Below are 12,981 nucleotides of genomic sequence, written 5' to 3' on the forward strand. Positions count from 1 at the left end.
GGTGGTTCATCTCCTGGAGGCAACACCATGTCGACTCATGCCTATACTCATCACGGCCACGAGGTCATCCCCCCGCCCGATCCGCGCCGCTGGAAGGCGTTGGCCACGCTAGCGGCCGCGCAGTTCATGCTGATTCTCGACATCACCGTGGTGACGGTGGCTCTGCCGGATATGGGGCATGACCTGGAATTGAGTCGCGCCGCAGCGACGTGGGTGGTCACGGCTTACACACTGCTGTTCGGTGGTTTGATGATTCTCGGTGGCCGCGTGGCCGACCTGTTCGGCGCGCGGCGAATGGTCTTCGTCGGCCTCGCGATATTCACCGCGTCCTCATTGCTGGCAGGGGTGGCGATGAATGCTGAGATGCTCATCGGCGCACGCGTCGGGCAGGGTACCGGTGCGGCGTTGCTGTCCCCGGCCGCCATGTCGATCCTGACCACGACTTTCCATGGCGCGGAGCGCAATAGGGCACTCGGGGTGTGGGGTGCGCTGGGTGGTACCGGCGCGGCCTTCGGTGTCCTGACCGGTGGTCTGCTGACCGCAGGACCGGGTTGGTCGTGGATCTTCTTCGTGAACGTGCCGGTGGGAATCGTGCTGCTTGCTGCGATGCCCGCAGTAGTCCCGGCGACGCCGATGCGGCCCGGACATCGCATCGATATTGTCGGCGCGGTACTGGTCACCATCGCGACGGGTGCGGCGCTCTACGGTCTGATCACCGCCGGCGACCACGGCTGGGGCGACCCGCGGGCGCTGATCCCGTTGCTGGTCGCGGTGGTGCTGTTCGGAGCGTTCATGGGCTACGAGCGCAGCGTGGCCGCACCATTGTTCGATCCCGCACTACTACTGCGCCGCCCGATCGCGGCTGGGGCGATCCTGATGCTGGTGGCGACCGGCCTGTTGATCACCAGCTTCTTCCTCGGCTCATTCTATCTGCAACAGGCGCAGGGTAATTCGGCGCTGAGAACAGGTCTGTTGTTCCTTCCCATGGCACTGGGCACGATCGCCGGGGCGCACCATGCCGGTCACATGATCGGGCGATTCGGCTACCGCCCGATCGGTGTGTCCGGCCTGCTGGTGGCAGCGACCGGTGCGGCGATACCCGCGCTTTGGCACGGCACGCTCGCACTGCTGATCGGTTTGACCGTCGCGGCCGTGGGGCAGGGAGCGATTATAGTCACCGCCACCACTACGGCCCTGGCCACCGTCGAGCACGCCCATGCCGGTGTCACTTCCGGGTTGGTGAACACTTTCCATGAAGTCGGCTCCGCGCTGGGCGTCGCCGTCATGTCCACCGTTGCCTCGGTCAGCCTCCGCACACTCGGGATCGACACCAGTGGATTCACGATGGCGTTCACTCTCTGTGCATTCACGGCGCTGGTCACCGCGATCGCCGCAGCGACGTTCGTGCCCACCGGCAAGCCCGCCGAGGGGATGCGAGTGAGCGCTCACTGAGCGTGGAAATCGCTGTCAGCATCGCTGGTCGGTGCTCTGCGTGGCCCGGTGGGGCGATGCCGCCTAGGGCGCGATTGCGTGTTCTTCGGTACTCCGAGGTGTCGCTGGGCGGCATCGAAATTGCGATTGAAAATCGTGCGCTGGCTGTCCGGAGTGGAGCCGCGCCCAAGAGAGGCGATACTACGATGAAGGTCCTGGTACTCGGCGGCTACGGTGCCGTCGGCGGGCGACTGGTCACGGAGTTGCGTCACCGCGGAAGCACGGTGGTCGCCTCGGGTCGTGATCCCGATCGTGCTGATCTCGTCATCGACCTGCGGGAGCCGGGACTGGACTCATATCGCGGCGCCGCAGCCGACTCCGATGTGGTGGTGAATGCCACTGGGCTGGAGGACATCCGGCTCGCCGAACTCGCCACCACGATTGGGGCAGCTTTCGTCGATGTCACCGCCACGGCGGGCTATATCGATCGATTAGAGCAGATCCGCGCGCCCCGGCCCATTGTCCTGAATGTCGGATTGGCGCCTGGGCTGACGAATATCCTTGCCGCGCAACTACACCGGCAAACGCCGGGACCGATCGATATTGCGGTGTTTCTCGGCGCAGGAGAGAAGCATGGCGACGCCGCGACCGAATGGTCGTATCGACTGCTGGGCCGGACCTTCCGATCCGGCACCGACACCATCCGCAACTACACCCAACCACTGGCTTTCGACCTACCCGGCTATGGGAGGCGGCGGATGTATCGCGTGGACTTTTCCGACCAGCACATCCTGGCCCACGAGTTCGATACCGCGGTGCGGACTTACTTCGCACTCGATTCACGACTGGCGACCTCGGCCCTCGCCGCGCTCACCCGGCTTCCAGCCGCCGCACGAGCAACCCGGCATATCCGTGTGCCAGGATCGGAACGATGGCTCGTACTGGCCCGCGCGAGATCAGGGGAATCCCACTGGGCGCGCGGTGAGAACCAGTCCCAGGCAACCGCATTGCTGACAGTCGCCGCGGTAGAGCGCTCGACGACGGCGCTTCCCGGGGTCCACCACCTGCACAGAATCCTGCCAAAGGAGGAAATCCCCATTGCTTTTCCAATCGAATTCGGCAGCACTCCACCCTAATTCGCTCTGACAAGGATTCCAAAATTCTACTTCTGAACCGTCACGAGTAAGGGACCGGCTTCGGTTTCTGAATCCCCCCGGTGAGTCCGGAGACTTACTGGTGTGACAGCTCGGCGGTATGCCGGGCTGGTTGTTGAGCGTAGTAGGCGGCCTCCATTTCGGCGAAGGCGTTGTCGAAGCTCGATCCGACCGCGCCTACGCTAGGCTGGATCCCGGCCTCGGTGAGTCGCTCGGTGAACGCGATCGACGTGTACTGTCGCGATTGAGCTTGTCACCGGCACGCACGCCGTCCTTGGCCGGGATCGTGGTGCGCAGCATGCGGCCGCGCACCACTCCGTTCATCCCAATTCGCGCATGATCCGATCCACGGCGCAAAAGCCACCCCATGGCCGCGGCGCCGCAAGTAGCGGGTCATTTTCCTTCGGCCATACATTTGCTCCGGCTGGCCCTTCAGATCGCGTAATGCGTTCTCCACGTGCGCGTCTGCGATATCACGCGCCGACGCCGGCCGCCGCCGGGCTTTGCGGTAGGTCCGCGGCGCGATCTGGATTCCGTGCGCGGCCAGCGCGCGGCCGATCGACTCGACGCCGAAGACCTGGCGGTATTCGTCGATGAATCCGACGATCAACGGTGTCGCGGGTCGAGTTCCCGCGCGAAAAAAGCAGGCCGCTTTCAGGATCTCGTTGGCCTGCTTGAGATCTCGGACCTCCTTACGCAGCCGCTCCAGCTCCTCACGCTCGGCCGCCGACAACCCCGCACCGCCCTTGCCGCCAGGCAGGGTGCCCTGCGCGAGCGCCCTCTTCACCCACACCTGCAACGTCTCGTAATGCACATCGACCAGCGGGCCGATCGCCCTCGCAGCGGCATACGGGGACCCGAACTCATCCAGCCGTTCCAAGACCAGACGAACAGCCTTCTCACGAACCTCGGGCGGATAACGCTTCGACATGATGGAGACCATCTTCCGCAAAGAAGGAAGCTGCCCCAAGCCCGGGACGGTTCATCTCGGCGTTCTGGTTTTGGACGGTGCCGATTTTGCGTCGTCGAGCACTGACCGCCTCGGACACGCGATCAGCAGCCGGTGCGCTCGCAATGTGTTTCACCGATCGACTGCAGGCTGGCGGTACGGGGTGCCGGTGTCGATCACGTGCCGTTCGTCCGCTGTTCGGCGTGGTCGGCGGCGCGCCCTCGGATTCGACCCCTCCCCAAATATTCGCCAGAGATTCGAGTCGGTTCTGGAGGGCCGTGTGCGAACCTGCTGGGTACATAGGGCATTTCGTGAGTTTCAACTCGACCCCCTAAGCGCATAATGCCTTCAATGCTTGGTGTGACCAGCGCCTTTCCGTAGCTCGTTATCGGCAGGTTTCTGGTTCGAGTCCAGATGGGGGAGCTTTGACCAGGGCGAACGTATCAGTTCGACCCTGGTTTTGTCCTTTTCAGGGGTCGGACGACACGCTTTCAGCCCGCGAGGCGTCCCAAGGCTGCGGTGAAGTCGGGCGCTTCGCTGGGATGGTCGATGTAATGGCGTTTGGGAACTGAGTCGTTAGCATGGCCGAGGTGCTGGGCTGTGTACTGATCGGCGTCCAGGGAGGCCACAGCTTGCGGAAGGTCTTCGGAGTGACCCACGCGAACTTCTGGCCCCGAGCTTGGCGCCACAGCCGGCTGAAGTTGTGTGGATCCCAGATGTCGCCGTCGCGATTGCGCCACCGGCAGCCGCCGATACGTGGCACGGTGCAGCCCAACCACCTTGCAGGCGAACCGCTCCGACAAGCCCTTCACCTGTTTGAGCATGTCCACGGCCCGCCGCTTCGTGGCTGGGCTCAGAATTTCCCTTCGCGATCTCCCGCAGCGCGTCCTTCTCAGCTCGGCATCGGCCAGCAACCACTTCAACCGAGCGTTCTGGTCCCGCAGCGCTCTGAGCTCCTTGGCCGCATCAGTGTCCATGCCGCCGTACTGGCGGCGCCAGTTGTACAGCGTGGCCACCGAGACTTCGAGCTCGGCGGCGATCTCCTCTCCTTCGACGAAATCGTGACCCAGAAGTCAACCGAACCGACTCCGCGATACCCGGGCAACATCAGGTCGTTACGGGCGGTGATGGCGCTGAGTGGCCCAAAGCGCCTGTCGTCGGGCTTGGTCATCTCTGGTATTGGGCTTGCAGTTGCCGTTTGTAGATCTTGCCCGAGTCGTCACGCGGCAGCATGCTGACGATGCGGATATCGGCCGGAATTTTGTAGTTGGCGATCTGTCCTGCCAGGCTCGCCCGGATGTGTTCTTCGGTGAGCTGGGTGCCAGGTTGTGGGACGATATGGGCGGCAACGGATTCGCCGAGGTCTCCGTGGTGGGGGATGGCGAAGACAGCGACGTCCTCGACACCGTTGATCGCGGCGATGGCTGCTTCGATTTCGGCGGGGTAGATGTTGATGCCACCGGAGATGATGATCTCGCTCGAGCGGCCGGTGAGATACAGGTAGCCGTCGTGGTCGAGGTATCCAGTGTCGCCGACGGTGATGAATCCGGGGACCGACCCCGCGGGTGCGGTGTCCTGGTTGAGGTAGGTGAAACTCGGCCAGTAGTCGGCTCCTCGGACGAATACTTGCCCGATTTCTCCTGGGGGACAGGGGGTTCGGTCGTCATTGACGACCACGGCGGTTGAGCCGTCGGCGCCGCGGCCGACACTGCCGGGGTGTGCGAGCCATTCGGAGGCGGTGATCCAGGTGATGGTGCCCGCTTCGGTGCAGCCGTAGAACTCGATGAGTGCATCGCCGAACCATTCGATCGCGGCGCGTTTGACCGTCGGCGGGCAGGGGGCGGCGGAGTGGATCACATGCGTGAGGCTGGAAACGTCATAGCGGCTACGGATTTCGGGAGGAAGCGACAGGAGCCTGGAGAGCATCGTTGGGACGACTTTGGCCTGGGTGATGCGGCGTTCGTCGACGAGTTGGAGAAATCGCTCGCTGTCCCAACGCGGCATGATTGTGATGTTGGTGCCCATCCGCAGCGCGAGCACCGCGACCGCGTTCGGGCTGGTGTGATACAGGGGACCGGCCACGAGCATCTGCCCGCCGGGTGTGAGTCCCATGCGGTTGGCGGTGCCGCCCGCGATGGATAGCAGTTGATGCGGTGTCATGCGTTCGCGGAGAACGCCTTTGGGGGTGCCGGTGGTTCCGGAGGTGTAGATCAGTCCCATCGAATCCGCGATGGCTCCCTCGAGGTAGCCCAGAGGTTCGAGGTGATCGCTGATCCGCTCCTCGAGGGTGCAGTGGCGGTGCGTCGGCTGCGCGAGCGCCCGGTCGAGGCCGGCCTCGTCGAGGAGTTCGACCGGCATGGCGACTTCGATGATGTGTGCGTCGACGCCGGATCGGGCGATTGCCCGTTCGATCGTGTCGATGAATTCGGTGTGGGCGATGATGACTCGCGCGCGGCTGTCGGTAAGGACGTGGGCGACCTCTGGTGCCTGCCATCGGGTGTTGATCGGGACGGGATTTGCTCCGCATGCGGCGATGGCGAGAGAGGTCTCCAGGAACTCGATGTCGTTGCGCAGCATGACCGCGACGCGGTCGCCGCGGTTGGTACCTTCGGCGACGAGGGCGGCGGCGAGTCGGCCGGCTCGATTGTGGGCGTCGTGCTGATTGCGGGTCCGGGTTCCGCAGGCGATGGTGGGGTTCGTCGGGTCGTTGGGCGAGACGTCATCCATGAGCCGCAGTGTGCCACTACCGGCGGCAAGTTGCGGCTTGCACTGCTGCTGATTCAGCCGGGAGTGAGGTCGAAGAAGTCAGCGATCGCGCCGGTAGCGTCGAAGCCCGAGACAGGATTGCCGCAAACCCATCGCATCCCGGTCGAGGCACCAGGAATCTGATGTCCGCCACCGACGACGGTGTAGAGGGTGACTGGTGCGAGACCGGATTCTCGATAGTCGGTCCGACACACCTGCCCCTCGCCCGCGGTCGTGCCGTCGGCGTTCATCCAGTGAAATGACGGCGGCGCGGTGATCCCGTTACGGTGGGCGAAGTACGCCGCCGTTTGCGCTGCCGATAAGTGTGGCCCCTTGGGAAACCATCCCCGGAAGCTGACGTAGCCACCGCTGTAGGGCGCGAGAGGGTCGTCGGTGCCATGGATGAGGACCACTCGCACTGCCAGTGGTGGTCGAGATGATGTCGTGAGATTTTCCGCAGCAGGCTGGTTACTTGCGATAAGTGCCGCTCCCGCGAGCAGTTCGGGCGCGTCGTGCAGCAGCCGAATCGTCATCTGCCCGCCGAGTGAGAATCCGACTGCGTACACCTGGTGCCGATCGATCGACCAGGCCGACGAGACCTCGTCGACCAGAGCGCCGAGGAAACCGACGTCATCGATGTTCTTCACATTGCAGGCGAGCATGGTTGCTTTGCGCGCCCCGTTCCATTCCCGCTGAACAGCGTCGGGGTAGGCCACGATTGCGCCACCCGACTCCACGAGAGAGTCGAAGGCTCCGGCAGCAAACTCGCGGATGGAATCACCGGTTTGGAGGGTGCCGTGCAGAACCATCACCAGTGCGGCGTCGGCACGTAGGTGCCGGGATCGAACGAGGGTATAGGTACGCCGTCGTTGCGAATGGGTCAGCGTGTGGTGGCTAACGATAACGCCTGGCATGTTCTGCGTTCGAGTCCCCACAACTGATGAGTGTGACCCACAGCGCGACCCATGACCAGCCAACACCGTAGCGCTGAGCGGACCAACGCGGTTCAACCGGAAACAAATTTGCTGGTAGTAGACTCCGAATTCGACTTCCGCGGACAACCAGCCGGATAGTTGCGAGGTGTGACCACAGCAGGCGATGACGGACTGCCACAGTCGAATGAACAGGGGAAGAGCGAAGCGTGTGGTATCTGATCGATGCCGCGACACCGGGGATGGTCATTCGTCACGTGCCGGAGGAAGGCATGCCCCGCGAGCGGACCCTGCATCGCGCGATCCGTCCCAACTCCTTGGCTGGTATTGCCTCTTCGGCCATCACGGACGCCATCGCATCGAACCAGATGTGCGCCCGCGAAATCCGGATCCGCGGCGAGGGATACAAGGTCTTCGCGCTACCGGTGCCGGGACCCGACGGAGGGCCTCTGGCGGTTCAGATGTGGGTCGGTCCACAGGCCGGTACCCCTGCGGACCCTCCCGCGATCGATGTCCTGGTGTGGGACGGCAAACAATGGACCGTGCGCAACAATGGGCGGGGTGGGGCGGTGCTGCCCGAGGGGTTTCCACTGCTGCACGGGGCGTGGTTTCTGTCGCGGATCATCGAGTGCGAAGAACGCGACCGGCTGATCACCGCAGCGCTCGACGCGCAACCAGGAACGCACTGGCAGGGACCGATGCGGGTCCTGACCGCCAATGACGAGAAGACAACTCGTGTCTATGGACTCTTCCGCTACCACTCACCGCATTCACTGCGTGGGCTGCTGCTCCAAGTGGAGCAGGATCGCCAACCCGGCATCGTGCTACCGACCTATCACGGCGACGCGGCCGTCGGGCTGCTCGGCGGAACCATCGCATTGATCGACACCGAAACCCTCCAGATTGTCGAGTGGCTGACGCCGCCGCTGACCAGCATCGCCTGGCGGCATCACCCAGCATCCCGTGGCACCGACCCGTCGGCGGATCGCAAAGAATTCAACTTGACCACAACGCATCTCATCCACCCCGACGATCTTGGGTACTACCTCACACCGCTCTTGGACCTAGTGAAAGACCGCATCAAATCGGCCCGATCGGTCGTTCGGCTGCTCACCCTTGAACATGATTGGCAACTCGTTGAGCTTTACTGCATACGACTACCCCACGGGCTACCCAGGTTCCTGACATGCCTGATCCGACCAGTGGGAGACGACATGCGGCCGGGGCTCGTTTTCGAAAACTGACCCCATCGAGACGTCGCCGACGGGTGTCAACGCTCGAATCCGGTGGAGAAGAACCTTGGAGATCGACCTCCTGGTCGCGACGCAGGCCGCCAATGAATGAGTGCAGGCGCGGGTAGTACGGTGGCGTTGGCGAAGTGAATTCGCTTGATAGCTCGGCTGGCACACGATCGGACCGCCCTGACAGGCACCAGCTGGTTTCGCGCTGTCGGGCGACTGATTCGATATGCATGGTTCCACCTTCGGCTGGACGGTATCGATGACACATAAACGGCCAGGATTTCGCCGGACACAGGGTGATGTTGCAAGCCATGGCGTCCCGGCTAGACCCCCGACGATCACCCATCAGCGCTGCAAGCGGAGATCACACACCGCCGGTCCGCAAAGGAGCTCTATCCTTTGCGGTGGGGGCCCCGGATGGGGACAGATTTGGGAACGAAACTTGCTGGGGGTGGGATCTTTTCGCATTTCGGGCATCACTTGGACGACGAGCTATGCCCGGAGGCGTCGACCGCGCGATGGCGAGTGATCGTGGGTGGTCGTCACTGGAACTTCGGTGTCGACTGAGCTGTTGATGGCAACGCGCCGTGAAACGCTAAGTGAACAGCAGACTCTCATCGTGCCAACTCGACCAACGACACGCAAACGTCATGCTTTCAGCGGGAATTGACCAGATTCAACGGGATTCGTAAGGATCCTAATTTTCGCTATCCGTGGAGCTCACGTGCATTGTTGAGAACTCACGGGAAGTTAGAAACATCGCCTACTCGGAAATGGCAGGTTTCTGGTTCGAGTCCAGATGGGGAGCTTCGGAAAGCCTCCGACCGGCAGAGATGGTATTTGCGGTCGGGGCTCTTCTGGTTTTCGGGGCGAGAAGGTCCTTGATGGGTCCATGATCGGGTGGTTTTCCCCGGGGCGGGGCGGCGTGTCTATGTTCCGGTTTGTTCGAGTGCTGTCCGGTTGTCCACGTGTTGGTTGCGTGCGGCGTATTAGCGTGCGGTGACCAGGGGTGAGTCGCCGAGTTGTGCGGCCGCTGCTTCGATTCCGTTGAGGTAGGTGCCGAAGTTGTTGCGGCACAGCAGGCGCGCGCTTCGTAGCGGCCGTCGGCGAGTTGCCGGATCTGGGGTTGCCCGGCGGTGCCGGGTTTCAGTGCGGGATTGGACATTCGAGCGCAGCAGCGATCGTGGTGATATCGCAACGGCTGTACCGCTGTGCCCGGTTTGTCGAGTGTCCTTCTATCTGTAGAAGTGTACTTATTAGAAGTATACTTCTATCTATGACTGCCTTGGTGAAGCCGGACCGGGTGTTCGACCGTGACCGCGAATGGGACGGATTGGTGCGGTTCGCGACGTCGCCGAGTCCGGATGTGCGGTTGGGGATTGTCAGCGGGCGGCGGCGGCAGGGCAAGACGTTCTTGCTGGATGCGTTGGCTGATGTGGTTGGGGGTTTCTTCTTCACGGCGACCGATGCGACGGAGGTCGAGGCGCTGGAGGGTTTCGGTGCGGCTGTGGCCGCGCATGCCGGTGGGGGCCGGTATGCGTTCCGGGATTGGGACGAGGCGTTCGAGCGATTGTTCGCGGTGGTCGGTGATGGGTTGGTCGTCATCGATGAGTTTCCGTATCTGACCAAGGCCAGTCCGTCGTTGCCGTCGGTGTTGCAGCGTGCGCTCGACCCTCGCGGTTATGCGCGGCGGGCGGGTTCGCGGGTGTTGTTGTGTGGGTCGGCGATGTCGGTGATGGGGCGGTTGCTGGCCGGCAGTGCGCCGTTGCGTGGGCGGGCGAGTTTGGAGTTGATCGTCAAGCCGCTCGATTATCGGGAGTCGGCGCGGTTCTGGGGGATCGAGGATCCGCGGTTGGCGGTGTTGGTGCATTCGATCGTGGGTGGGACGCCGGCGTATCGGCGTGAGTTCGTGGCGGGTGATACACCGGCGTCTCTGCAGGATTTCGATTCCTGGGTGTTGCGGACGGTGCTCAATCCGCAGGTGCCGCTGTTCCGCGAGGCGCGGTATCTGTTGGCAGAGGAGACCGACATCCGGGATGTGGCGCTGTATCACGCGGTGCTGGGCGCGATCGCGGGCGGGCACACGACACGGGGTGGTATCGCGAACACCATCGGCCGCAGTTCCACCGACATCGGGCATCCGTTGTCGGTGCTCGAGGATGCTCAGCTGGTCATCCGGGAGGCGGATCCGTTCAATCGGGGCAAATCTGTGTATCGGGTGGCCGAGCCGCTGATCGTGTTCTACGAGGCGATCATGCGACGGGAGTGGACCCGGTTGGAGCGGGGGAATCCCGAAGCGGCATGGCGTAATTCGCGTGCCACGTTCCTGTCGCAGGTGGTGGGCCCGCATTTCGAGGGAATCTGCCGGGAATGGGCGATGTCGGTGGGGCCCGAGGTGTTCGGAGAGTTGCCCGGGCATGTGGCGGCCGCGACAGTCAGCGATCCGCGTGACAAGCGGCAGATTCAGGTCGATGTCGCGGTGCTGGCGCCAGAGGAGACCGGGCAGCCGCGACGCATCCTGTCTCTGGGTGAGGTTAAATGGGACCGCACGATGACCGTCGGGCATGTGGACCGCTTGCGGCGTGCGCGAGAATTGTTGGCGGCGAAGGGATATGACACCAGTCAAACGGTCCTGACCTGCTACAGCGGAGCGGGATTCGATGAGAACCTGCAGACTGTCGGCATCCGCCTCGGGCAGCGGCCGAAGGAAGCCGACAGCCCCATGCTGGTCGACCTGAACACCGTCTACGCCGTGGTGTAGCAGCGGCAACCGGTTCTGGCGGACTCGAGGGGTGCGGCGGGCGGCTCGATAGCTGTGGTCGCAGAAGTGATTCCTCAGCGAACTTCCCGAGACCGCGCACAAATACTACGGATGAACTTTGACTCTCCGAGTTCGATGAACTTGCGGACGCGACTTCGGTCGATTTAATACGCAAGTCCGTCGGGGTCGGGTTGGGGAGGTGAAGATTTGGCTCGTATCCGGATCTGATCTCCAGAAAGCCTCACGTATGGTCGTCAAGCATGCTGCTGCAGTCCGGGAGTTTGCGATATCGGGGACCGATCCATATAGCACAGAATTCAGCTCGCCACCGGCCGGACGTTTCAGCGATGGGATCGCAACATTTTATCGATTGGCACGAGCCGAGTTGCGAGTTCGTGAGCCTGATGACCTCGCGCCGCGCGATCCCCCCAAAGGCGGATACTGAGCCGTCACTTCGAGGTTCCAATTTGTGGAGACAAGGCGGAGTCTCCGAGGAATCGTCCGTGCGCGCCCCCGAATGAGGATGGTCAGGCACGTCCGGTGTCTCCTCTACACTCCTCGGCTGGTGGACCTTCCTTGTGGTGGGGCGCGCACAGTATCAACCGACGACTATGCACTTGGCCGGAGTCTTTACCAGAGACCGAGCCGTTTCAAAGTTGGTAGAAGAGTTCATGGATCTTATTATCCTGGCCGACATAGGCGATATGCTGTGTATTATCCGGCTTGGTGTACCAGCTGGTGGGGCGAGTGCCTGGCTCAACTTTGGGGTGTCCGGGACTGGGCAAGCTGGGCTCCCAATGGAATCCTCCCGGTGTGAACCGGAAGAAGATTTCATGGATCTGGCTATCTCCACCGACATATGCGATGTGTTGCACGTTATCCGAAGGGGTGTACCAACTGGTGGGGCTCGTCCACGTGACAGCCTTGGCGTGTCCGTCTAAGGGCAGGGTGTGCTCCCAATGGTATTCTCCCGGTGCAAAATTGAAGAAGAGTTCATTAATCACGCCGAGCCCATCTTCAATATAGGCGATGTGCTGGGCGCGATCGGGGGGCGTGTACCAGCTGGTGGGGCTGGTTATGAGTCGCGCCTTGGGGTGTCCGGGACTGGGCCAGGTGTGCTCCCAATGGTGACTTTCCGGTGCGAACTTGAAGCATTCATGAATCTGTTGATCATTGCCTATATATGCGATGTGCTGCGCGTTGTCCGGAGGGGTGTACCAGCTGGTGGAGTTAGTGCCAATTTCGGTCACGGGGTGTCCGTCGCTGGGTACGGTGTGCTCCCAATCGTGCCCTTCCGGTGCGAATTTGAAGGAGCATTCATGGATCTTATTATCCTTGCCGACATATGCGATGTGCTGCGCGTTATCAGGTGGGGTGTACCAGCTCGTGGGCGTCGTGCCGGGCATTACGTCTGTCTGGCCTTCTGGCACCTTATGTTCCCATGCCATCGAGATCGACTCCTTTCCTATTATTCCGGTGGAGTCGCCCATATCGCGGCTGAGATAGGCCCAAGCGCGATATGTGGGACCGTGTGGTCGCCGCATGATCTCTAATAGATATTTTATGAGGGTGATGAGGGGATGTCGATCACCCGGTCCGGTGTCCATGCTGGCAGTGTGTCCGCCCGCCGGACCGAGCGCCTGAAGATGCGCCTCACAGCAAAGTGGCGGATTTCGGGTCGATCAGGTTGGAGGGCGGCTTGCCGGCTCCGCCGGTGACTGCACTGTCGGCGGACCGTGAGGTCGGTGCGCTTGGCCGAGATCCGTTG

At 62.5% G+C, this 12,981-nt stretch carries 9 protein-coding genes and 1 other annotated feature; of the genes, 4 read left to right on the forward strand and 5 right to left on the reverse strand.

From position 1 onward, the window contains the following. The first annotated feature begins 27 nt into the window (after window positions 1–27). Complete coding sequence (locus ABZW16_RS14820) at window positions 28–1,452, forward strand: MFS transporter (protein ID WP_354955991.1); 1,425 nt, start codon at window positions 28–30, stop codon at window positions 1,450–1,452. 185 nt (window positions 1,453–1,637) lie between these two features. Then, window positions 1,638–2,567, forward strand: coding sequence for a hypothetical protein (locus ABZW16_RS14825; RefSeq protein WP_354955993.1), 930 nt, complete (start codon window positions 1,638–1,640; stop codon window positions 2,565–2,567). A 271-nt stretch (window positions 2,568–2,838) separates the two neighbouring features. Here ABZW16_RS14825 and ABZW16_RS14830 read toward each other — a convergent pair whose 3' ends face one another. The 4 genes from ABZW16_RS14830 to ABZW16_RS14845 form a co-directional block, all read right to left on the reverse strand. Continuing rightward, a complete protein-coding gene (locus ABZW16_RS14830) occupies window positions 2,839–3,528 on the reverse strand; it encodes a hypothetical protein (RefSeq protein ID WP_354955995.1) in 690 nt (229 codons plus the stop codon). Then, window positions 3,103–3,231: a sequence feature (AL1L pseudoknot), on the reverse strand. (Overlaps the previous gene by 129 nt.) A 497-nt stretch (window positions 3,529–4,025) precedes the next feature. Continuing rightward, window positions 4,026–4,604, reverse strand: a complete 579-nt coding sequence (locus ABZW16_RS14835) for a transposase (RefSeq protein WP_354956047.1) — start codon at window positions 4,602–4,604, stop codon at window positions 4,026–4,028. A gap of 97 nt (window positions 4,605–4,701) precedes the next feature. Further along, window positions 4,702–6,261: an AMP-binding protein gene (locus ABZW16_RS14840; RefSeq protein ID WP_354955997.1), complete on the reverse strand. Its 1,560-nt coding sequence runs from the start codon at window positions 6,259–6,261 to the stop codon at window positions 4,702–4,704. A gap of 53 nt (window positions 6,262–6,314) precedes the next feature. After that, complete coding sequence (locus ABZW16_RS14845; protein ID WP_354956049.1) at window positions 6,315–7,088, reverse strand: hypothetical protein; 774 nt, start codon at window positions 7,086–7,088, stop codon at window positions 6,315–6,317. 332 nt (window positions 7,089–7,420) lie between these two features. Between ABZW16_RS14845 and ABZW16_RS14850 the strand changes: the two genes are divergently transcribed. Both ABZW16_RS14850 and ABZW16_RS14855 read left to right on the forward strand, forming a co-directional pair. Further along, on the forward strand, window positions 7,421–8,455 hold the full coding sequence (locus ABZW16_RS14850; protein WP_354955999.1) for a GAF domain-containing protein: 1,035 nt from the start codon (window positions 7,421–7,423) through the stop codon (window positions 8,453–8,455). A gap of 1,108 nt (window positions 8,456–9,563) precedes the next feature. Then, complete coding sequence (locus ABZW16_RS14855) at window positions 9,564–11,213, forward strand: ATP-binding protein (RefSeq protein ID WP_354956001.1); 1,650 nt, start codon at window positions 9,564–9,566, stop codon at window positions 11,211–11,213. Between the two features lie 650 nt (window positions 11,214–11,863). Here ABZW16_RS14855 and ABZW16_RS14860 read toward each other — a convergent pair. Beyond that, entirely contained in the window at window positions 11,864–12,820 is a 957-nt protein-coding gene (locus ABZW16_RS14860) for a hypothetical protein (RefSeq protein ID WP_354956003.1), read from the reverse strand. Window positions 12,821–12,981 lie beyond the last annotated feature (161 nt).

It is taken from the genome of Nocardia sp. NPDC004604, from assembly GCF_040609795.1.
Lineage (GTDB): Bacteria > Actinomycetota > Actinomycetes > Mycobacteriales > Mycobacteriaceae > Nocardia.